Origin of the sequence: Frankia nepalensis (genome assembly GCF_016786325.1) — a bacterium.
GTDB lineage: Bacteria > Actinomycetota > Actinomycetes > Frankiales > Frankiaceae > Pseudofrankia > Pseudofrankia nepalensis.
The window spans coordinates 95,666-116,448 of sequence record NZ_JADWYU010000102.1; the positions used below are offsets into that span (position 1 = coordinate 95,666).

At 70.0% G+C, this 20,783-nt stretch carries 16 protein-coding genes and 3 pseudogenes; 12 read left to right on the forward strand and 7 right to left on the reverse strand.

Features of this window, described 5'->3' with window-relative positions; genetic code table 11:
* Positions 1-105 precede the first annotated feature (105 nt).
* The gene (locus I6A81_RS12080) at positions 106-1,500 is read left to right on the forward strand and encodes a HEAT repeat domain-containing protein (protein WP_203002921.1); all 1,395 of its coding nucleotides are present in this window, start codon (positions 106-108) and stop codon (positions 1,498-1,500) included.
* A 186-nt stretch (positions 1,501-1,686) separates the two neighbouring features.
* Positions 1,687-2,493 (forward strand): methylenetetrahydrofolate reductase, encoded by an 807-nt coding sequence (locus I6A81_RS12085; RefSeq protein ID WP_203002920.1) that lies wholly within the window; start codon positions 1,687-1,689, stop codon positions 2,491-2,493.
* Between the two features lie 280 nt (positions 2,494-2,773).
* On the opposite strand, the gene I6A81_RS12090 is transcribed toward I6A81_RS12085, so the two are convergent.
* Positions 2,774-3,031: a hypothetical protein gene (locus I6A81_RS12090; protein ID WP_203002919.1), complete on the reverse strand. Its 258-nt coding sequence runs from the start codon at positions 3,029-3,031 to the stop codon at positions 2,774-2,776.
* Between the two features lie 301 nt (positions 3,032-3,332).
* Here I6A81_RS12090 and I6A81_RS12095 point away from each other — a divergent pair, with 301 nt between their 5' ends.
* Positions 3,333-3,866 (forward strand): DUF3592 domain-containing protein, encoded by a 534-nt coding sequence (locus I6A81_RS12095; RefSeq protein ID WP_203002918.1) that lies wholly within the window; start codon positions 3,333-3,335, stop codon positions 3,864-3,866.
* Positions 3,867-4,125: 259 nt separating this feature from the next.
* Here I6A81_RS12095 and I6A81_RS12100 read toward each other — a convergent pair whose 3' ends face one another.
* From I6A81_RS12100 to fxsT, 3 genes and pseudogenes are all read right to left on the reverse strand, one after another.
* Positions 4,126-4,335 carry a hypothetical protein gene (locus I6A81_RS12100; protein WP_203002917.1) on the reverse strand — a complete coding sequence of 70 codons (210 nt, stop codon included), beginning with the start codon at positions 4,333-4,335 and terminating at the stop codon, positions 4,126-4,128.
* A gap of 580 nt (positions 4,336-4,915) precedes the next feature.
* Positions 4,916-5,517, reverse strand: a pseudogene (locus I6A81_RS46135) (recombinase family protein).
* Between the two features lie 91 nt (positions 5,518-5,608).
* Positions 5,609-8,149 (reverse strand): FxSxx-COOH system tetratricopeptide repeat protein, encoded by a 2,541-nt coding sequence (gene fxsT, locus I6A81_RS12115; protein WP_238429051.1) that lies wholly within the window; start codon positions 8,147-8,149, stop codon positions 5,609-5,611.
* 177 nt (positions 8,150-8,326) lie between these two features.
* On the opposite strand from fxsT, the gene I6A81_RS12120 reads away from it, so the two are divergent.
* The 3 genes and pseudogenes from I6A81_RS12120 (at position 8,327) to I6A81_RS12130 (ending at position 10,624) form a co-directional block, all read left to right on the forward strand.
* Entirely contained in the window at positions 8,327-8,527 is a 201-nt protein-coding gene (locus I6A81_RS12120; protein WP_203002916.1) for a hypothetical protein, read from the forward strand.
* A gap of 28 nt (positions 8,528-8,555) precedes the next feature.
* Positions 8,556-9,179 (forward strand): plasmid pRiA4b ORF-3 family protein, encoded by a 624-nt coding sequence (locus I6A81_RS12125; protein WP_203002915.1) that lies wholly within the window; start codon positions 8,556-8,558, stop codon positions 9,177-9,179.
* Positions 9,176-10,624, forward strand: a pseudogene (locus I6A81_RS12130) (ISKra4 family transposase). The gene I6A81_RS12125 and the pseudogene I6A81_RS12130 overlap by 4 nt, the downstream one beginning before the upstream one ends.
* Positions 10,625-10,817: 193 nt before the next feature.
* On the opposite strand, the gene I6A81_RS12135 reads toward I6A81_RS12130, so the two are convergent.
* Entirely contained in the window at positions 10,818-11,450 is a 633-nt protein-coding gene (locus I6A81_RS12135) for an endonuclease domain-containing protein (RefSeq protein ID WP_203002914.1), read from the reverse strand.
* A gap of 486 nt (positions 11,451-11,936) precedes the next feature.
* Here I6A81_RS12135 and I6A81_RS12140 point away from each other — a divergent pair, with 486 nt between their 5' ends.
* From I6A81_RS12140 to I6A81_RS46500, 3 genes and pseudogenes are all read left to right on the forward strand, one after another.
* Positions 11,937-12,773: a class I SAM-dependent methyltransferase gene (locus tag I6A81_RS12140; protein ID WP_203010180.1), complete on the forward strand. Its 837-nt coding sequence runs from the start codon at positions 11,937-11,939 to the stop codon at positions 12,771-12,773.
* A 56-nt stretch (positions 12,774-12,829) separates the two neighbouring features.
* Positions 12,830-12,967 carry a peptide deformylase gene (locus tag I6A81_RS12145; RefSeq protein WP_203002912.1) on the forward strand — a complete coding sequence of 46 codons (138 nt, stop codon included), beginning with the start codon at positions 12,830-12,832 and terminating at the stop codon, positions 12,965-12,967.
* A gap of 45 nt (positions 12,968-13,012) precedes the next feature.
* Positions 13,013-14,920, forward strand: a pseudogene (locus I6A81_RS46500) (Tn3 family transposase); the annotation flags it as partial.
* A gap of 47 nt (positions 14,921-14,967) precedes the next feature.
* Here the strand turns inward: I6A81_RS46500 and I6A81_RS12150 are convergent.
* Positions 14,968-15,375: a MarR family winged helix-turn-helix transcriptional regulator gene (locus I6A81_RS12150; RefSeq protein ID WP_307874617.1), complete on the reverse strand. Its 408-nt coding sequence runs from the start codon at positions 15,373-15,375 to the stop codon at positions 14,968-14,970.
* Positions 15,376-15,532: 157 nt separating this feature from the next.
* On the opposite strand from I6A81_RS12150, the gene I6A81_RS12155 reads away from it, so the two are divergent.
* From I6A81_RS12155 to I6A81_RS12165, 3 genes are all read left to right on the forward strand, one after another.
* Positions 15,533-16,525, forward strand: coding sequence for a Gfo/Idh/MocA family protein (locus I6A81_RS12155; protein WP_203002910.1), 993 nt, complete (start codon positions 15,533-15,535; stop codon positions 16,523-16,525).
* A 14-nt stretch (positions 16,526-16,539) separates the two neighbouring features.
* Positions 16,540-18,264 carry a GMC oxidoreductase gene (locus I6A81_RS12160; protein ID WP_203002909.1) on the forward strand — a complete coding sequence of 575 codons (1,725 nt, stop codon included), beginning with the start codon at positions 16,540-16,542 and terminating at the stop codon, positions 18,262-18,264.
* A 278-nt stretch (positions 18,265-18,542) separates the two neighbouring features.
* Positions 18,543-19,496: a tyrosine-type recombinase/integrase gene (locus tag I6A81_RS12165; RefSeq protein WP_203002908.1), complete on the forward strand. Its 954-nt coding sequence runs from the start codon at positions 18,543-18,545 to the stop codon at positions 19,494-19,496.
* A 179-nt stretch (positions 19,497-19,675) separates the two neighbouring features.
* Here the strand turns inward: I6A81_RS12165 and I6A81_RS12170 are convergent, their stop codons facing one another.
* On the reverse strand, positions 19,676-20,134 hold the full coding sequence (locus I6A81_RS12170) for a hypothetical protein (RefSeq protein WP_203002907.1): 459 nt from the start codon (positions 20,132-20,134) through the stop codon (positions 19,676-19,678).
* Positions 20,135-20,783: the final 649 nt, after the last annotated feature.

Genomic DNA, 20,783 nt, shown 5'->3' on the forward strand with positions numbered 1-20,783 from the left:
GATGGAGTACCTGTCAAGCAACGCCCCCCGGGCGCCCGGGCCCTCGGCGCGGCCCAGGGCGGTCGGCAGGCTTGCGGCGCTACGGAAACTCGAGGAGGAGACACTGTGCGCGAAGGCCGCGGTCGCCGTGCGACCATCGCCGCGATCGCGCGGAACCCCGCGGCGCCAGCCGAGGTATTGGTCAGGCTGCTTTGTGAGGAAGCAGCCGCGGCCTGGAACATGATCGCCTGGCGTGCCCTGCCGGATGAAGTGATCGCCGCCATCGTGGCCCATCCTGACCACCGGCTCCGGGAGACGTTCGCTGACAACGTCGCCGTCCCAGCCGAACAGCGCGCCCGCCTCGTGGACGATCCTGATCCCCGGGTCCGGCGTTCCCTGGCCATCGGCCCCGACTGGTTCCGGGTTCCCGTACCGCCGCTGCCAGAGCCCACACAGCGGCGCCTCCTTGCCGACCCGGATCCGCTGGTCCGACGCGGCGCAGCCTTCTGCCGCCACACGGCCCCTCACCTGGTGGCCGCGCTTGCCGATCATGAGGACGCGGACCTTCGGCAGGCAGCTTGTTCCCGGTGGTCGCTCCTGTCCGGGGACACTCGCAACCGCCTGCTCCAAGACTCCGACGACAAGGTGCGAACCGCGGCCACGATGCAGGCCTGTCGCGACGACGCCGCCTACGCCGACCTTCTGCTTGACGGAGACATCGACCGCTACAGCAGGTGGGACGTCATTCGGCGAGGAGCCCTGAGTCGAACCACCGCCGAACGGATTGCGAGAAGCTCCGATGAGGAGGATCGGCGTGAACTGGCTTCCAACCTCAACGTGCCTTTCGAGCTCATCTGGACCCTGGCGGACGACGAAGCGCACGACGTTCGGCTGGCGGTATCAGTACGACCGGAACTGACCGAGAGCGAACGCACCGCCATCGACATCTCCATCCGGCCGAGCGACCGCCTCAACCCGGTTGAATGGGTCCTTCTCTGCGAAGATCCGAACGTCTTGCGCCAGTGCGCCGGGTCAGCCAACACGCTGCTGCGCCGCAGCGCCGCCTACAACCGAAACCTACCGGACGACGCCGTCGAGCTGCTGTCTCATGACGACGACTACCCGGTTCGGCTCCTGCTATGCGAGAACCAGCCGACAGTCGCGGGCGAGGTTGTGCTCCAGACGTACCTGGAATGCAATGTCATCTCGAAAGGTGATCTGTTGTACCATCCGAACTTCCCGCGTGCTGGCAACGGACACCGCTTCGCCGATGCCCCGGACCCCAAGAGACGCTGGCTGGTGGGACTCGATCCCGACGCGCCAGTCGATTCCGTCGTCCGGCTGCTGGACGACCCCGACAGCGACGTACGCGGCATGGCGGCCGCGCATCCCGCCCTGCCCGTCGATCGCATTCTCGAAGGATGCGAGAACCCAGAGATCGCGGCCCACGCACTGAGCAATCCAAGCCTTCCCGCGGAGGCCATGCACCGATACCTGGATGAAGCCGGCATTCCTCGCTGAGGTCGGCGAGTGAACGCCAGCGTGACCGCGAACGCAGCCGCGTCCCGGGGCTTGATCCTCCCGTCCGGCCGGCAGTCGACGACGACGCCGTGCCGGCGCTCTACGAGGGTGAGCTGAGCGAGTGGCGGTATCGGCCCGCCCCTGGGGTCGCAGCGGCCGCGGGTCGTGGCGTCCTATCCTGTCCGGATGCGGGAATCCACGGCGGGTCATGGACGTCCGGTGCGCGGCTTCGAGCTGATCTGCGAGATCGAGCCGCCGACCCGGCCGGACCTGACCCACGCCCGCCACCAGATCGGCGTCCTGAGCCCCGTCACCGACGCGTTCCTGATCCCCGACAACCACATCGGACGCGCGACGGTGTCGAGCATCGCCGTCGCCCACGAGGTGCAGACGATGGGGGGACGCAGCATCGCCTGCGTGAACTCCCGCGACCGTAACCTGCTCGGTTTCCGCCGCGACCTGCTCACCGCCGCGGCCTACGGCGTCGAGGAGTTCCTGTTCGTCCACGGCGACAAACCCACCGCCGGGAACCGGACCAGCGACCTGACCGTGCGCGCGATGATGGACGAGGCCCGCGCGGCCAGCGAGGATCCGGTCTTCGCGGACATGCCGGCGTTCCGGGTCGGCGCCGCGGCCGGCCTACGTCCACTGCCCACATGGAAACGAGCGGCCGACTTCCTGTTCGTACAGGTCAGCTACTCGGTGGACGCCCTGCTGCGCTGGCGCGACGCCCATCCGGTCGAACTGCCGATCTACGCCGGCGTCATGGTTCTGGCCAGCGCCGGGATGGCGCGGCGCCTCGCCGTGACCATCCCCGACATCGACATCCCCGACGACCTCGTCCAGGCAGTCGAACGGGACCAGGCGGCCGGGGTCGAAGCGGCCTGCGACCAGGTGCTACGGCTACGCGACAGCGGCGCCTTCGCCGGTGTACACCTCGTCCCGGTCAGCCGCTACCGCCAGGTCGCCGCCCGACTCGAGGACCTTCTCTGACCACCCGAGCCGTCCGGTGCCGCCCGCACTGCCGTCACATCTCTTGACGTGCTCTGTCCCGGCCAACCTGGAGCCGGTCCCGGGAGACGCCGGTGGTTCGGCCGAATAGCGGCGGCGAGTTCACGCTGGCCGCGTTGCGTGCCCCTTCCATGCCTACAGGCGGTTCGTAGAAGGAGGCTCAGGATGGATCCGGTCGGTATCGCGGCCCTCGCGGCGACCGTCGGCCACGCATCGCAGCCGGGTTGGGGTCCGCCGCGACCCGGAAGTCGAGGTGCCCGATCTACGGGGCCTGGGGACAGGTCGCCAGGATGGAACTGGCCATGTAGTAGTAGTTGAACCACTCGGGGTGGGCAAGCGGGTTCGGGGCGTTCTGGATCCTGTTGTACCAGTACTGCTGGGCGACGGCCGCGGCCCAGCAGTTTCCCGCGGCATTCGCGGTGGACGCCGTGCCCACCACAGTCGCGCCGCCGACACCGCAGGTAATGGCCGCCGCGACCAGGCCAGCGGCAAGACGCCGCCTGGCCGGACGAACCGGCATTCGCATCATGATCTGCTTTCCGTCCATTCCGAGTCGGGTTGTCCAACCTTCATGGAAATCGAAACAAGCAGCCATGTGAGAAACCGTTTGAGCGACGGGTGAACTCGGGGTCGGCAACCTTACACACGCCCCAAGGATCGCCTCCCACCGAGTCGGACATCCTGTCTCACGATCAACCCGAGGCCACCGGCATCGCACCGCGCTGCCGGGGGACACCCGTCGCGGGCAGGAGGGTCACGGTCACGCGGATGACAGCGCCGCCGCCTTGGCCGGACCTGCGACCGCCTCGACACTCGACGTCATGCCGGTTTCCTGGGCGAAGAACGCGAACCGCACGGCGGTGGTCGCCGGCTGTGTCGTGCTGTGGCTCGCCCTCGTCACGGTGTTGCTGGCATTCGGAGCCGGTGGGGCGATGGAGATCGCGAAGATCCACGGGCTGCGTCAGGACGGCGTCGTCACCACGGGCGTCGTCGAGTCGAGCAGGCACAGCCGCCAAAACTCCACCGCGACCGTCCGGTACCACGTCGCGGGCGTCGAGTACACCGAATCAGTCGTCGGCAGTCACTCGGTGGGCAGGACGGTCGCGATGGTCTACGACCCGGACCGTCCGAGCGTCGCCACCAGCCGGGACGAACTGGGCGGTAAGAATCTCGCCTTGCACTACCTCACCGCCGTCGTGATGTCCGGCCTAGGTCTCGCCGCGCTGCTGCTCGGGCTCGTCTGGCTAGTCCCCGCGGGCTCGCGAGGAGACCGGCGGGCCCGCCGCATGCGCCAGCTGGCCAAACGCAGACAGCGGCTGATGCGCAGGTCAACCCGGCCCGGGTCGGCGAACTAAAGCGGCCTCGGGGATCAATCGAACCGGGGCTATCGGCGAGATTGATCATGAAGGTGGGGGCTGACGTCACGCCGCGCACCTTCCGCGCGGGGGTTCGGCGGATGGCTTGCTGATCCGGAGTCAGCGCCCCGGCTACCCTGCGCCGGGTGCCGGTTGAGTTCTTGGAGACCGGGACAAAGTGTGGGAGGCAACGCCGCGCCCGTGATCGGCTACAGGTGCGGTGGCCGGTCGGCGCGGGACGGTCCGGTCCGCTGACCCGTTACAGGCTCAACGCGGCGGCTAGGGTGGTGATGGCCGCGAAGCTGAGCATGCAGACGGCGACGAAGGTACGGCCGCCGGCCCGGATGGCACTGGTGGTGCTGGCGCCGTCTGCGTGGGTTAGCCAGGCGGCAACAAGCGCAGCGGCTAGGCCGACGGCGAAGATCAGCGCGAAGGCGAGGAGGAGAAGCACGACGAGGTGGACGGACATGTGGCGCTTCCTTGCGGGCAGAGTGAACAGCCCCTCGCTGAAGGGGTTCCGCCCGCACGCCGTAATCGGCCCCGTGCGATGAACCGGCATCGCTGCTACTAGTCGTCAGGTTAGCTGGAACCTGGTCAAAGCGGGACGGACGACACGCCGCGGCCGTCGGGGCCGACTGGTACGGCTTTGAGCGCAGCGAGGACGCGCGGCCGAGTGATCTGCCTGTGGTGCCCACAGGACCCGCATTCGAGGTGCACCTTGTCGACCCCGGTCGTGGGGTCGGTGGTCCACTGCGGAACGTACGAGACCGGCCCATGGGGCAGCCCGTCTTCGACACGGGCTTGATGACGTCCCCACCCTTGAACGCACACCCCGTCGCCGGTCTGCTCGATGTCGTGTGCGAGTTGCTCGGGATCGGTGTAGCGGAGAAACCGCGCCAGCCGTCGTTCGCCCCGGCCGGCGCGGTGACATGGCCTGCAGACGATGTCGATCGCCTGGATGCAGTCAGCAGGGGTGATCTGCCCACCGCGACCGGCGGCCAACGCGGCTGGGGTGAAATGACGGCGGTCTTGCCTGCGCGTTCGCCGGCTCACCGGCTACCCCTGACAACCACCTTCGCATCGGCGACGGTCATGGCAGCAACTGCGGCGAGGTGGCGGTAGATGGTGGGGCGGGTGACGCCGAACTCGTCGGCGATCTGTTGGACGGTGTAGTCGCCGGAGTCGTACATCTCCCGTGCGAGCTGCACCTGGCGGGGTCCGAGCTTGGGTTTCTGCCCGCCGGTGCGGCCACGGGCGCGGGCGGCCGCGAGGCCGTCCATCGTGCGCTCGGACATCAGCGCGTGCTCGAACTCGGCGATCGCGCCGAGGATCTGGAAGAACATCCGGCCGACGGCGTGGAGGTGTCGATGCCCTGGTCGAGCACGACCAGGGCGACGCTGCGGGCCTGCAGGTCGGCGGACAGTTCGAGTAGGTGCTCGAGGGAGCGGCCGAGCCGGTCGAGTTTGGTGATGACGAGCTGGTCGCCCGTGCGGTTCGCCGACAGCAGCGCCTTGTCGAGCTCGGGACGGCGGGCGAACTTGCCGGAGGCTTTGTCGATGAAGATCTCGTCGCAGCCGGCCGCTTGGAGGGCGTCGTGTTGGGCTTCGGGGTGCTGGTCGCGGGTGGAGACCCGTCCGTAGCCGACGCGCATGATCGGATCGTAACGCGAACGAGGGTGTGCGTGACATAGCCGCGTACACGGCTTGTGTTACACCGGCGACCTGTGGAAACGCGTTGTGGATCTATGTGTCTCGTGAACGTTCGTTACCGGGCGGTCGGGCGCGCTCTTGCCACCAGGCCAGTGCATTCTGGCTGGTAAGTGTGTCGGGGTGGTCGGGGCCGAGTACCCGCAGCTGATCAGCCAGCAGTCCTTGGACGATCGCAGCGGCGCCGGCTGGATCGCCCGCCCGCCCCTGCCAGTTGGCCATCTCGTATCGGACGCGCTGGGTCGCGGGGTCGTCGAGACCCAGCACTCGCAAAGACTCGGCGAGCAGTTCCTGGAGAGTGGCAATGGCGCCGGCTGGATCGCCCGCCTCCCCCTGCCATCGGGCGAGGTAACGCCAGGTGGCCAGGGTGGTCGGATGGTCGGGGCCTAGTGCTTGCAAAGACTCGGCGAGCAGTTCTTTGAGAGTGGCAGCGGCGCCGGCTGGATCGCCCGCGTGCCCCCGGCAGTGGGCCATCTGGTGTCGGACGGCCAGGGTGTCGGGGTGGTCGGGGCCCAGCACTCGAACGAAATCGGGGATCAACTCTTCCAAGGCGGTGGCGGCGCCAGCCGCGTCCCCGGCATGCGCTTGCCACCAGGCCAGTTTGGCCCGGTGGACCAGGGTGCTGCGGTCGTCGGGGCCCAGCACTCGAACGAAATCGGGGATCGACTCTTCCAAGGCGGTGGCGGCGCTAGCCGCATCCCCCGCCCTCCCCTGCGAGCTGGCGAGGTTGCCCTGCGCCACCAGGGTGTTGGGATGGTCGGGGCCCAGCACTCGAACGAAATCGGGGATCAACTCCTCCAGGGCGGCAACAACAGCGTCGGCTGGATCCCCCGCCTCCCCCCGCCAATAGGCAGTCTCGTGTCGGGCGGCCAGGGTGTCGGGGTGGTCGGGGCCGAGCCGGTGGGAGGCGGCTGTGGCCAGGTGGAGGAAGTGGTTGGCGGCGGCTGTACCAAGACCAGCCTTGCTGAGGCTTCTGCCTGCGCGGAACAGCACGGTGTGCCCGTGGGGGTGCCATAGCGCGTCGGGAGCGTATGCGTAGAGCGCGTCGGTGTTGGCGCGCAGGGCTTGGGCGAGTGTGGTGTCGCGCTCCACCTCGGGCCAGGCAGACACGAGGGCGTCGGCCGCAGCGCGCACCAGGGTGTGCTGCCGGTCGGGGGGGAGCGGCTCGCGGGTCGCGCGTTGGATCAGCTGGTGGACGCGGACGGCCTGGTGCGGGCTGGCCGGGGTGTAGTCGACGAGGCTGAGCATGTGTAGGCAAGCGAGCGCGTCACGGATGTGCTCCGCGTCGACCGGGCGGGGATCGGCGGCGGTTTGACCGGCGGGCACGCGACGGTCGGTCAGGTAGGCCAGCGCCGGGACGCTGGTGAGCACCGTTTCGGGGATCCCGTTGGGATCCAGGACCGCGGCAAGTTCGAGCAGCGGGCTCGCGAGGCCGACTGGACGGTACTGGTTCGCTCGCTCGATCGACAGGGACCAGGCGGCGGCCACGGCGACGGGGTGGTCGTCGGGCAGGCTGTGGGGGGCCAGGTCGGCCAGGGTCCGGGTGCGGTCGGCGAGCCGGGCGCGGTAGGCCGCGCAGTCCAGGTGACGGGAGTCGAGGATGTAGGCGGCCGCTTGGGCCAGCGCGAGCGGCAGGTACCCCAGATCTTCGGCGAGCCCGGCGATCTCGGCGGGCTCGCTGGGCTGGCTGTGGCCGGCGAGGGCTGCGGTGAGGTAGGCGGTGGCCTCGTCTGGGGTGAACAGGCCCACGTCGACCCGGCGGCGGCGATCACCGGTCAGGGCGGCGTCCTGGCGGCGGGTCGTGACCAGTACCCGCCCGCCCGGCCGGTCTGGGGGCCATAGCCCGGCTAGGTCGTCCGGGTCGGCGAGGTCGTCGAGGACGATCAGCCATCGCCGGTCGGTGCTGGCCAGCCAGGCCAGCAGCGCGTCCGCGGACGCGGCCGGATCCGACCGGTCGGCACCTGCGACTTCGGCCGCGGCGGTGGCGTAGGCGGTCTGGATCGCGTCGCGGCTGGCCGCAGTCACCCACATCAGCAGATCCACCGACCCGGCGTCCCAGACCTGGTGGGCGTAGTCGGCGGCGAGCTGGGTCTTGCCGACCCCGCCCATCCCGGCCAGCACCTGGCACAGCACCGCCGTCCCGCCGTCACCGACCGCGTCCTTCAGCAGATCGACCGCGGCCCGGTGTTGGAAGCGGGCCGCCCGCCGAGGCACCACTCCCACCCGGCGCGGCGGCGCGGAGTCCTTCCCAACCCTTGTGCGTGTGTCCCCTCGAGGGCGAGCGTCGGTGGTCCTCTCCAGGTCACGGTGACGCTCATGGACGGCCGCTAGTTCCCGGATCTCGGCCAGGGCAAAGTCGGCCGCGCCCTCGTTGGCGGCACAGGCCCGCACCCACAGTTCGATCTTCTCGTCCGGCGGCGGGTCGACGATCTTGGCGTTGCGGATCGCGTTGAGGTGGCTGACGCTGTACCCGCACCGCTCGGCGAGCTGCTTATCGGTCAGGCCCGCGCTGTCACGCAGCTGGCCCAGGATCCCGCAGATCTCCCGGACCTCAAGACTCGGCTCGCTCGCCGCCATGGAACCCCCCGTTCCTGTTCCGGTGCTCTTCCGGCACCGGAACCACCGGACAGTCTGCCCCAGCAGCCCACCGAGCCGGTCGTTCCGGTCACGTTCCGGCGCAACGAAAAGCCCGTTCCGGGTGCCCCAGCGTGAGGGCTGTCGCCGATCCGGGCGGCTGGTCTGAAGGAGCACCGGATGTACACCGACCCGATGACGGTCAAGATCCTCGTGGTGGCACTGTGCGTCACCGCGTCCGTGTGCGTGGCGCTGGTCGCCGGCTACCTCGAGCGGCGCGCCGGCGCCCACCCGGCGGCCGCGGTCCAGCGCGGCGGGACCGCGTTCGCCGGCGCCCTCGCCCTGCAGCTTCTTGTCCTCACCACCCTCGGTGCGCTGTGACTTCCGCGGGTCGGGATAATGGCGAGCCGTGGCCTCGGATGCGCAGGCTCCAGCGCCGTCGTCCGTGTACCAGCTGCGGGTAGTGCTCGCGGGGATCAGCCCGCTGATCTGGCGGCGCCTGCTCGTCACCGACCAGACGAGCGTCGCCGAGCATCTGCACCGGTTCACCATCCACGGCGTCGGCTACGGGATCGCTCGGCCCGGGACCGCCGGCTTCGCCCACGATGCCCGCCGGGTGCTGCTGGCGGACTTCGGCTTCCGGGTCGGGGAGCGGTTTGTCTACGAGTACGACTTTTTCGACGCCTGGCGCCACGACCTGCGGGTGGAGAAGATCCTGCCCGCTGACCCGGGCCGGCGATATCCGGTCTGTGTTGACGGCGCCCGCACCGCGCCGCCGGAGGACTGCGGCGGGCCGGCGGCGTTCCTGGCGCTGCGCCAGACCTACTCGACCTACGCGGTCGCGACCCGGATGGCCGACCTGCTCGCCCCGCTGCTTACCGCGGACGGCGACGACCTGGTGGGCGAGCACCTCGCAGGGCGCCGCGAGGAACTCGCCACCCTGCTGGCCTGGAGCCGGATCGACCACTTCGACCGGGCTGCGGTCAACCACGCCCTGCACACCGACCCTGCCCTGGGAGGCAGCCCGCCATGAAGGTCACGGTTCAGGTCGTCGTCGACCGTTAGGACGGCACCGCCCCCGCCGTCTACGAGGTTGGCGTGCTCGAGCGCCAGGACCTCACGGCGGCGAGTGCCGGGCTGCGGGTGGCCGAGGCCCATCAGGTCCTCGCCAGCGTCCAGCAGCACCTGCTCACCGCCCAGGTCGCCACCGCGCTCGCCGACCAGGCGCTCTGCGACAGCTGCGGCCGGCCGTACCGGCACAAGGACAGCCGCACGATTGTGCTGCGCTCCCTGTTTGGCACCCTGCAGCTAACGAGTCCGCGCTGGTGGCGCTGCCCCTGCACCGGGCAGACGGGCACGTTCAGTCCGCTGGCGACCCTGTTGTCCGAGCGCGCGACGCCGGAGCTGGTGCGCTGGGAGGCGACCTACGCAGCGCACACCTCCTACGACGCCGCCGCCGAGCTGCTCGGCCAGGCGTTTCCGCTGGGCCGGACCCTGCACGCCGCCGCCGTGCGCCGCCACACCGAACACGTCGCCGAACGTCTCGACGGTGAGCTCGGCGACGAGCGGTTCAGCTTCGTCGACACCTGCCCCGCGGACTGGGCAGAGCTGCCTCGCCCTGATCTGCCGCTGGTGGTCGGCATCGACGGGGGCTACGTCCACTCCAGCAAGCAGACCTCCCGCCGCGACGGCTGGTTCGAGGTCATTGCCGGCCGCTCCACCCCGACCGGCGGCGGCCCGGCCAAGTGCTTCGCGTTCGTCCAGACCCACGACCGCAAACCCAAGCGCCGGGTGTACGAGATGCTGCGCGGCCAGGGGATGGCCGACAACCAGCAGGTCACGTTCCTCACCGACGGCGGCGAGGACATCCGCGACCTGCCGCTCTACCTCAATCCCCAGGCCGAGCACCTGCTCGACTGGTTCCACATCACCATGCGCCTGACCGTGCTCCGCCAGACCGCCAAGAGCCTCCCCAACCCCGCAGGAGACGTCGAGGACGGCCCGGCCTGGACGACCGCCGACCAGGTCGACGACGAACTCACCCGGATCAGGTGGCTGCTCTGGCACGGCAACACCTTCCGCGCCCTCCAGCTCGTCGACAGCCTGGCCTTCGACCTCGACTGCTTCGACGACCCGGGACCCGAGCGGCAGCAGCTCGCCAAGAGGCTGGCCGAGTTCCGCGGCTACATCGACGCGAACACCGCCCGGATCCCGAACTACGGCGAACGGCGCCGCTACGGCGAGCGGCGCCGCTGCGGCGAGGCCATCTCCAGCGCGACCGCCGAGTCCGCCGTCAACCAGATCATCAGCAAACGCATGGTCAAGAAACAGCAGATGCGCTGGACACCCCGCGGCGCCCACCTACTCCTCCAAGTCCGCACCCGCGTCCTCAACGACCAACTCGCCGACGACTTCACCCGCTGGTACCCCACCAGCCCTGCCCGAGAAGCCACCGAGCCGATCATGAACGCGGCGTAGCCTCCCACGCTTTGTCCCGGTCTCCTTCTTAACTGATGAGCAGGCCGAGGGGTAGAGGAGGGTTGGGGCTTCTGGCGGCTCCTGACCAGCGGAAGCGCGCGCGGACCGGCGGGCGGGCAGCTCGGCCGACCTGTCCGGGAAGCAGCCCGGCGGGACGGGCCTACTTCAGCCAGCACGCCGAGCCAGGTCCGTGTCAGAGCAGCCCAGTCGTCGGATTGTCCTTCCAGATGTCATGCTCCGGCTCAGGTTCCGCATATCCTCCGAACTCGCTCCAGTACACCTCGTAGTAGTCCAGGATCGTCGCGGGGTTCCGCTGGCGATAACACTCCATGATCGACAGGTCGGACCTTGCCTCGCTGAGATTGCAGCCTGGACACAGATATCCGCGCACGAGCCCGGTCTCGTGGGAATGGTCAGTGAAGAGACGCCGGGGCTCCCGGCCACAAATCGCGCAGCGCCCCTGATGGAACTCGCGGAAACGCCGAGCTTCCCAGTACTTCCCCACCTGCTGCTCGGCTAGCCTCTCTGGGTATCCCATCGCGACAAGCCTCGCGCGGACCTGGTCCCTGCTTGGGATCTCCCATCCCCAGCAGGCAGGAACGCCGGCAGTCAGACACGCTTGCGCCGCTTCCTGGTCAGCGGATGGCACATCCACCGGGCGTGCCCACTCGGGCGCCTCGCCAGCCAGCAGTTGCCGCAGTTCCCAGTCCTGCCTGGTGCTGAGAAGCCGGCGGAGCACTTCGCGGCTTACCCTGGGATTGTCCAGGAGGTAGTCGACTGCCTGGTATTCCAACTCGCGGCGGCGGCGCGCGTCTTCCTCGTTCATACCGCGTCCCAAGGCGAGAACCTCCAGTACCGCCGTGTTTCCCGGGAGAGGAGGTAGGCCCAGGCGCGGGCTTCCATTTCTCCCCAGGCTTCAGGAACTTCAAGATGTCCCGTCGCGTCGTTGATGCCGCTGACCCGACCGGCGGGATGATCGGCGAAATTCTACGCGGACGGCTCGTCGCCCGGGGGTCGCCGGCGCCGCCGCCCTAGCCCGTCGAAGGGCACCGTCGGGTGGGCGTCCTCCAGCGTCCGTCAGGGGTGAGCCGACTCCCGCTCGGCCGCGACCAGGGCGGCTAGAGCTGCCGGGATGGACGTGGCGTCCACGTCTGGACGGTAGGAGCCGAATCGCCGGCAGGCCGAGCCGCTTTCTGGTACGGACCACCGGAATACCACGAAACGCGGGGATGCTCGGGTGTCGAAAATCGATCGATTCTCAACACCCACCAGGTGTCGGCACTCGCTCGAATCGGCCTGCCACACTGCGGGCATGAACGGAAACTCTCCCGATGACGGGCTCGCCGCGAACCGCGCCCTCTGGGATGCTCGTGCCCAGGCACACGGCACGACCCCCAACGACATGCTCTACGACGTCGATTCGTTCCTGGCGGGCCGGCAGACGCTCTACGGGATCGAGTTGGAGCTGGCCGGTGATGTGACCGGCCAGGATGTGCTGCATATGCAGTGCCACTTCGGCATGGACACACTCAACTGGGCTCGTCTGGGTGCCAGGGTCACCGGTGTCGATTTCTCGTCGACGGCGATCGTCCGGGCACGCGAGCTGGCCGAGCTCGCGGGGCTGACCGCCGATTTCGTCGAGGCGGACACGCAGAATCTACCGTCCGGCTTGGCGGGCAGGTTCGATCTGGTGATCGCCACCTACGGGGTGCTGTGCTGGATCGGGGACCTTGACGCGTGGATGCGTGGTGCGGCGATGGCGCTGCGGCCGGGAGGAAGGCTGGTGCTGGTCGACCTGCATCCCGCCTACCAGACCCTGGCCACCTATGAGCCGCTCGTGGCCGACTGGCCCTACGGTGGAGGGGAGCCCCAGCGTGAGGTCGTCACGGGCACGTATGCGGACCCGGACCTGCCGATGGCCGCACAGGAGGTGGTCCAGTACCCGCACTCGGTGGGCGAGATCGTGACAGCGGCCGCCGGATCGGGACTGATCATCGACCGGCTCGGCGAGCACACCGAGGCCCAATTCCCCGGAAGTCGCATCCTGCCCGAAGGACCCGACGGCACCCGTCGGTTCCCGTTCGGCGACACCTACCTCCCGATCCTCTACTCGCTCCGAGCGAGATCACCCCGAACGGCCACTGCGTAGCCGCCCGCGCGGCACGGTGCCCCGCCCGCGCCCGGCTGGAGGTCGAGCACACGGGCTTGGACGGCGTCCGCACCGTCACCGTGTTCACCGACGCCATGGCCCGCCTGGTCGGCCACGAGGTCGACCACCTGTACGGGGCTCTCTACACCGCCCGTATGCGCAAGGGCATCCAGCCGATCAGCGTCACCGAGTAGTACAAGGGCACCGGCGCCACCTGGACCTACCCCCTCCTGACCCGCGGTCTTCCTCATTCGGTGCTGGCGCTGATCAAGTCGGTGCCGGGCAACGTCAGCCTGGACTCGATGCTCACCGAGATCCGCAAGCTGCGCGCGGTCCGCGCGGTCGAGCTGCCCGACGGCCTGTTCGGCGACGTCGCCCCACGGGTCGTCGCGGCCTGGCGGGCCCGCGCGGCGGCGGAGTCCCCGTCGCACCTGCGCGACCACCCCGACCCGCTGATGCTGGTGCTGCTCGCGGCGCTACTGCACCACCGGCACGGGGAGATCACCGACACGCTCGTCGAACTGCTGATCTCGACGGTGCACCGGATCGGCGCCCGGGCGGACAAGAAGGTCACCGAGGAGCTCGTCAACACGTTCAAGCGGGTGACCGGCAAGGAGAACATCCTGTTCGCGATCGCCGAGGCGTCGCTCAGCAGCCCCGACGACCCGGTCCGCCAGGTCGTGTATCCGGCTGTTGCCGGCGGGGAGCAGACGCTGCGGGAGTTGGTGCACGAGTTCAAGACCAAGGGGCCGGTCTATCGGCGGACCGTGCAGACGACGTTGAAGGCCTCGTACTCGAACGACTACCGGCGCGGGCTGATCGCGCTGCTCGGTGTGCTGGAGTTCCGGTCGAACAACGACACCCACCGGCCGGTCCTCGACGCCCTCGACCTGAGCCGCCGGTACGCCGACAGCCGGCTGACCTACTTCCCGGCCGGGGAGACGGTGCCGACCCACAAGGGGCTACTCGGCGACTGGACCGAGCTGGTGTTCACCGACCCGGCCAAGGGCCCGCGGCGGGTCGTGCGCGGCGTGTACGAGATCTGCACCTTCCAGGCGCTGCGCGACAGCCTGCGGTGCAAGGAGATCTGGGTCGTCGGCGCGGAGAAGTGGCGCAACCCCGACGAGGACCTGCCTGCCGACTTCGAGGCGCAGCGCGCCGCGCACTACGCCGCGCTGCGCAAGCCGCTGGACCCGACCGCGTTCATCGACCAGCTGCGCGAGGAGATGCGCGCCGAACTCGCGGCACTCGACACCGCGCTGCCGAAGCTGGGCTGGCTGGAGATCGCCGAGCGGGGCAAGAACGGGCCGATCCGGCTGACCGACCTGGACGCCGCGCCCGAGCCGCGGAACCTGCGCCGACTCAAGGCCGAGGTCCGGACCCGGTGGGGCACCGTTCCGCTGATCGACATGCTCAAGGAGGCGGTGCTGCGCACCGGCTGCCTCGCGACCACGGCGGCCGGCCGCGGCGACCTGGCCCCCGAGGTGCTCGCCGAGCGGCTGATGCTCGCGATCTACGCCTACGGCACCAACACCGGCATCCGCGCGATCGCCGGCTCCGCGCACAACGGCCACAGCGAAGACGACATCCGCTACGTGCGCCGCCGCTACCTGACCACCGAACTCGCCCGCACGATCGCCGTCGAGATCGCCAACGCCACCTTCGCCGCCCGGGAGCAGCAGGTCTGGGGCGCCGGGTCGACCGCCGTGGCCAGCGACTCGACGCACTTCGGCGCGTTCGACCAGAACATCTTCACCGAGTGGCACTCCCGCTACGGCGGCCGCGGCGTCCTGATCTACTGGCACGTGGAGCGCAAGAGCATGGCCATCCACTCCCAGCTGATCAGCTGCACCGCCTCCGAGGTCGCCGCGATGGTCGAGGGCGCGATCCGGCACGGCACGGCGATGGAGGTCGAGGGCAACTACGTCGACTCCCACGGCCAGTCCGAGATCGGCTTCGGGATCACCCGGCTGCTCGGCTTCGACCTGCTCCCGCGAATCAAACGCATCAACAAGGTGCGGCTGTATCGGCCTGCTGCCGGCGAGCCGAACGCCTACCCACGGCTCGCGCCGGCGCTGACCCGGCCGATCCGCTGGGACGTCGTCGCCGAACAGTACGACCAGATGATCAAATATGCGGCTGGTGTCCCCCGGCGATGCCGTTTGTTCGGCGCGTGCCGCTTGGGCGTCGACCGTCAGTCGTGCCGTGCGGTGTCCGGGTCGGCCAGGTGCAGGAGGTCGGCGAGGGTGTCGAGGGCACGTTTGGCGCGTTCGACGTCGGTGGGGTCGGTGCTGTTGACGGCCTCGGTGAGGACGGCGTCGATCTGCGTGGGTGGCCTGTTCGTCATGCGGTGCAGGGTCGCGGCCGTGAGCCGCACCAGGGTCCTGCGGCGGTCCTGGGGGTCGGTGACGGTCTCGACGACGCCGTTGTCGCGTAGGCGGGCCACGCACACCGATACCTGGCTCTGCGGGAACCTGACGCGCCCGGCGACGTCGTTGATCGAACTGTCGGGGTTGTCGGCGATGTCGAACAGGACGGCCCGGGTCGGTGCGCTGAGCTGACGGAACTGACCCTGGGGCATCGCCTGCTCGCCGAGCTTCATCAGGGCGCGTCCCAGCTGGAAGAGCTCGAAGCCGTCCACGCCCACAACTTACATCAAACGATATACATAACTCTTGATACAACTGCCCGGATGGGGTTAGCGTCGCCGCGGCGGCATGGGCCGGGCCAGGTCGCAGCAGGACGGGACGGGAGTGGGGATGGTCCGCTGGGGCGTCGTGGGGCCGGGTGAGGTCGCGGCCGGGTTCGCGCAGGCCATGGAGTCGGTCGCGGACGGAGAGATCGTCGCGGTGGCGTCGCGCTGCATCGAGCGGGCCGTGGCGTTCGGGGACAGGTTCGGTGTCGCGCGCCGGTACGGCGACTACGCGGCGCTGGGCGCCGACCCGGATGTCGACGTCGTCTACGTGGCGACGCCGGCGTCGCGGCACGAGCGGGACACTCTCGCTGTCCTGGAGGCGGGCAAGCACGTGCTGTGTGAGAAGCCGTTCGCGATGGACGCCGCGGGGGCCCGCAGGATGGCCGAGCGGGCCCGCGCCCGGGGGCTGTTCCTGATGGAGGCGATGTGGAGCCGCTTCCTGCCCTCCTACCGCGCGCTGGTCGACGTCCTCGGCAGCGGGCGTATCGGCGAGCCGCTCCTGGTCGAGGCCGACTTCGGGATGCGGTGGCCGATCCAGCCGGAGCACCGGCTGTTCGACCCGCGCCTCGGTGGCGGCGCCCTGCTTGACCTGGGCGTCTACCCCGTCCAGCTGTGCTCGCTGGTCCTCGGCCCGCCCGAGCGCGTGGTCGCCGACGGCGTCGTGGGCGCCACCGGCGTCGACGAGCAGGTCGCCGCGGTCCTGCGGCACCGAGACGGCGCGCTCGGCGTCGTCAAGACCGCGATACGCACCACCCTGGCCTGCACGGCCCGGATCGCGGGCACCGACGGCTCGATCGACCTTCCGGCGTTCATGCACTGCCCCGACGCGATCACCGTCACCACCCGCCCCGGCGGCGCCGCGCGGATCGACGCCTCGTACGAGGGCAACGGGCTGCGGTTCGAGATCGCCGAAGTGCACCGCTGCCTGGCCGAGGGGCTCACCGAGAGCCCGGTGATGACGCTCGACGAGACCCTCTCGATCGCCGCCACCCTCGACGCCATCCGCGCCCAGGTCCTCGCCGGCGACGCGCGGACCGCCCAGCCGACGCCCCTGTGACGAAAGGCGCTTCGATGACCCGCTCGCCCCTCGACTTCTACGCCGACCCAGACTCCGGTGCCTGGGCCGAACTCGGCTACGACCCCTACGCGGCGGGCCGCCCGCCGCTCGACGTCCCCCTGGCGCAGCGCCCGCCGACGCGGGAACTGCGCGGCCTGCGCGACCGGTACGACGCGGTCGTGGTCGGCAGCGGGGCCGGCGGCGGCGTCGCCGCGTTCGTGCTCGCGTCCGGCGGCGCGTCGGTGCTCGTGGTCGAGCGCGGCTCGTGGTTCGGCGCACGCGACCTGGCCGCCGACCACATCCGCAACCACCGGTTCTTCCTCGGCGGCGACCTCGACACGCCCCCCGGGCACCCGCGGGCCCTGCCCGACGAGAACACCCCCGGCGGCGAGGTGGCCGTGCAGTACGACGATCTGCGCTACCACCACAACGCGATCACCGTCGGCGGCGGCACCCGGTTCTTCGGCGCGCAGGCCTGGCGGTTCCTGCCCGACGACTTCCGCATGGCCTCCCTCTACGGCGTCCCCGACGGATCCGCCCTCGCCGACTGGCCCATCGGCTACGACGACCTCGAACCCTTCTACGACAAGGTCGAATGGGAACTCGGCGTGGCCGGTCACGCCCACCCCGACGAAGGCCCCCGCACCCGCGACTACCCGATGGCCCCGTTCCCCCCGACCATCGCGCACACCGTGCTCCAGACCGGAGCCGAGACGCTTCGCTGGCCCACCGGAGCGGTCCCGCTGCTCCTGAACACCAAGCCGCGCAACGGCCGCTCGGCATGCATCCGCTGCGGACAATGCGTCGGATTCACCTGCCCCGTCGACGCCCGCAACGGCACCCACAGCACCGTCCTGCCCCGCGCCCTGGACCTGGGCGCCGACCTGATCACCACCGCGCAGGTCACCCGGATCTCCGACAACGGCGACGTCGAGATCGCCGCCGAGGGCACCTCACGCGTCATCCACGCCGGCCGGATCATCCTCGCCGCCGGCGCCGTGGAGACCGCCAGGCTCCTGCACCTGAGCGGACTGGGCAACGACTGGGTCGGCGACTGCCTCCAAGGACACCTCTACGCCTTCGCGTTCGGCCTGTTCGACGACGACGTCCACGACGGCTACGGCCCCGGCCCCTCCATCGCCACCCGGCACTTCTCCCACGGCAACGACGGCATCATCGGCGGCGGCCTCCTCGGCCACGACTTCATCAAAATCCCCACCATGCACTACGCCCTCGGCCTACCCCCCGACATCGACCGCGCCGGACCCGACACACGCCGCGCCCTGGCCGACACCTACCGCCACACCATCAACATCTGGGCCCCGGTCCAGGAAATACCCACCCGCGACGCCCGCGTCCGCCTCGCCTCCACCGTCACCGACCACCTCGGACTCCCCGTCGCCCGCCTCGAAGGACTCCAACACCCCGAAGACCTGCGCACCCACGCGTTCCTGACCGCCCGCGCCGAGGAATGGCTGCGCGCCTCAGGCGCCACCCGCACCTGGACGATGGGCACGACAAAACAAGGGCTGTCCGGTCACCAGCACCAGGCCGGCACCGCCCGCATGTCCGACTCACCCCGACACGGCGCCACCGACCCACACGGCAAAGTCTGGGGAACCGACCGCGTCTACGTCGCCGACGCCAGCCTCCACGTCACCAACGGCGGCGCCAACCCCGTCCTGACCATCATGGCCCTCGCCTGGCGAACCGCCACCCACGCCACCACCACCGGATAGACACGGCAGCCGACGACCCCGGCATGAGCACCCCCTGGCCGCAGCAACCCCACACAGCCGGGCCACGCGCGCTCAGCGTCTGTCGCCGGGGACGAGCAGGTTGGTGATGCCCAAGACCTCATCCGCGTGCCCGGCGGTATCGATCTACCGGATAACAGACCATTATCCGGTAGCTTGATCTACATTGGGGCCCGTCGGCCAGCGCGAACGGCCCGGCCGCCGGTACGCGACTCGTGCGCGTTATCCGGCAGGTCGATCGAGACGAAGGAGGCGGCCGGGTGGTGGCGACGGTGACCAGGCTCGACGCCCACCGCGCCGGGAGCCCGGCCGGCGGGCCGACGGTGCACTCCGCCGTCGACGCCTTCCTCGACGCCCCGGCGATCAGGGGCAACCCGAACACGCTGCGCGCCTACATGAACGTGCTCGACCGGGTCGCCGAACTCCTCGGCCCGGACCAGGCGCTCGCCAGCGTCGCCGACGACGACATCGCCGACGCCCTGGGCGAGCTGTGGGGTGCGGCGAAACCGGCGACATGGAACCGCAACCGCGCCGCGGTCGCCTCCTGGCTCAGCTGGTGCACGACCCGAAGGCACTGGGACGCGCCGGCGATGCCGGCGGCCGCCGAACGGCGCCGCGAACCCACCGACGACACCAAGGTCGTCTCACGGACCCGGATCGACCGGCTCTGCCGGCGGCGTGACGTCCCGCTGCGGGAGAAGACGCTGTGGCGGATGCTCTACGAGTCGGCCAGCAGAGCCTCCGCGGTCCTGGCGCTCAACATCGAGGACCTCGATCTGCCGAACAAGCAGGCCCGCGCCGTCGTCAAGGGCGGCGACACGATGTGGATCACTTGGGGCACCGACACCGCCCATCTGCTGCCCCGGCTGATCGCTGGCCGGACCCGCGGCCCGCTGTTCCTCTCCGCCCACCGGCCCGGCCCGCATCGCCGCGCGACGACCGACCCGCGCGACCTGTGCCCGGACACCGGCCGGGCCCGGCTCGGCTACGACCGCGCCCGGATCCTGCTCGGCCAGTACGGCGACGGACTCCGCCTCCACCAACTCCGGCACAGCTCCGCCACCCACCTCGGCGACGCGAACACCTCCGCCAACGTGATCATGGCCAAGACCGGACACAAGTCGCTGCGCAGCGTGCAGCGCTACGTGAAGCCGGGCCTGGCCGCCGTACATCAGGCCACCGAGGCACTCTCCAGCCCGCGCCGGCGGGGATAGCTGGCCGCCACCTGGCGCGCCTGCCAGCTAGATCATCGCCGTTTGCGGCTGGTGACACGGTTCTTACCGACACCCCGACCAGATCCTTCTCGTCGGACCGGGGCCGGGTCGCGCAGCGGCCGTAGCCCGGGCCGGCGGCACCTGGAGCGGTGCACGCGCGCCGCCCGCACCGTGACCGCCTACGCGAGACGGTCGGCGAGCTGGCCGAACGGGCAGGGCTCGACACCGCGGCCCTCCCAGCGCGGTGTCCCGTCGGGGCCGAGCCGAGGCTCGAGAACGACCGTCCGCCCATCGACGGTCACCTCGGGCCAGGTGGTGTTGAGATGGTCCATGACGTGGTCCTGGAGCGTCGAGGCGATCTCGACAGCGAGAGCCTCCGGGTCGCCCGCGGGGTCGAGGTCCCTCAGGTTCATGGCCCCAGACCGGCCGAATGCCACCTTCAGCACCAACTGGTGGGCGTAGGGATCGGCGGCGACCCCTTTACGGATGAAGTCTTCGACGGTCGGATCGAGCCCCGCGAGGTCGCCGAGCCGCGCCGGGTCGAAGTCGATCAGCCGCACCTCGAAGTCCGCGACAGGCGTGCCGGCGAAATCGGCCAGGATGACGGGCAGCCAGGCAGACACCGAGAACTTCGCCACATGGTGATCGTCGCCAGTCTTTGTCCCGGGTTCAAGGCCCGCGAGCCGGCGAAAGCGAGGTAGGGCCATCCCTGCAGCCGGTAACGATCAGCGGTCGTGATCTAGGGAATTCAGGTCGAACACGCGACTCCGTCAGTCTCGGCCCCCGCTTACCTCCGCTAGCCACGGTCGCGGCGCATCCGGGGCCGCGGCCAGTACTCGCGCCGAGCGGACCGCGCTGAGGCCGCCTCCCAGGACCAACCGCGCCCGGAAGCGCGCCTGGCCGGCGATCATCCTGCGGCCCACCGGTGAACCCCGCCAACCGGAGCTACTTCGCCGCTCGCGACACGCATCCGAGGTTCTGTCCCGACCGCCTGATTCCGACGCTCCCAACGCCTCCACGCCCGCGCGAGGCACCTCTCCCCGGCGAATCCTGACACTCGAGAATCAAGCTTATCGCGCGTCAGGATTTTCGTTGCCAGAATCTGTAGCGTTTCGTGGCTGCGTTACGTTTCTCGTCTGATACGTTTGCGACGTAACGGAAGTGGCTGGCTGGAGACGAGGGGCGCGCGTGCGGGCGAAGGCGACACAGGACGACGGCCCGCCGGCCGCGAGGCCCACCGGCGATCACGAGGTCAGGCAGGCCGTCCGCGTCACCCGGGACGCGGAC

What these genes read in the sequence shown, in the direction of transcription:
- fxsT (WP_238429051.1), bottom strand. Translation starts at nt 8,149, where the DNA reads ATGGCGGCGAGCGAGCCGAGTCTTGAGGTCCGGGAGATCTGCGGGATC.
- I6A81_RS12135 (WP_203002914.1), bottom strand. Translation starts at nt 11,450, where the DNA reads ATGAACGAGGAAGACGCGCGCCGCCGCCGCGAGTTGGAATACCAGGCA.
- I6A81_RS12155 (WP_203002910.1), top strand. Translation starts at nt 15,533, where the DNA reads ATGGTCCGCTGGGGCGTCGTGGGGCCGGGTGAGGTCGCGGCCGGGTTC.
- I6A81_RS12140 (WP_203010180.1), top strand. Translation starts at nt 11,937, where the DNA reads ATGAACGGAAACTCTCCCGATGACGGGCTCGCCGCGAACCGCGCCCTC.
- I6A81_RS12095 (WP_203002918.1), top strand. Translation starts at nt 3,333, where the DNA reads ATGCCGGTTTCCTGGGCGAAGAACGCGAACCGCACGGCGGTGGTCGCC.
- I6A81_RS12160 (WP_203002909.1), top strand. Translation starts at nt 16,540, where the DNA reads ATGACCCGCTCGCCCCTCGACTTCTACGCCGACCCAGACTCCGGTGCC.
- I6A81_RS12120 (WP_203002916.1), top strand. Translation starts at nt 8,327, where the DNA reads ATGTACACCGACCCGATGACGGTCAAGATCCTCGTGGTGGCACTGTGC.
- I6A81_RS12090 (WP_203002919.1), bottom strand. Translation starts at nt 3,031, where the DNA reads ATGCCGGTTCGTCCGGCCAGGCGGCGTCTTGCCGCTGGCCTGGTCGCG.
- I6A81_RS12100 (WP_203002917.1), bottom strand. Translation starts at nt 4,335, where the DNA reads ATGTCCGTCCACCTCGTCGTGCTTCTCCTCCTCGCCTTCGCGCTGATC.
- I6A81_RS12085 (WP_203002920.1), top strand. Translation starts at nt 1,687, where the DNA reads ATGCGGGAATCCACGGCGGGTCATGGACGTCCGGTGCGCGGCTTCGAG.
- I6A81_RS12150 (WP_307874617.1), bottom strand. Translation starts at nt 15,375, where the DNA reads ATGAAGCTCGGCGAGCAGGCGATGCCCCAGGGTCAGTTCCGTCAGCTC.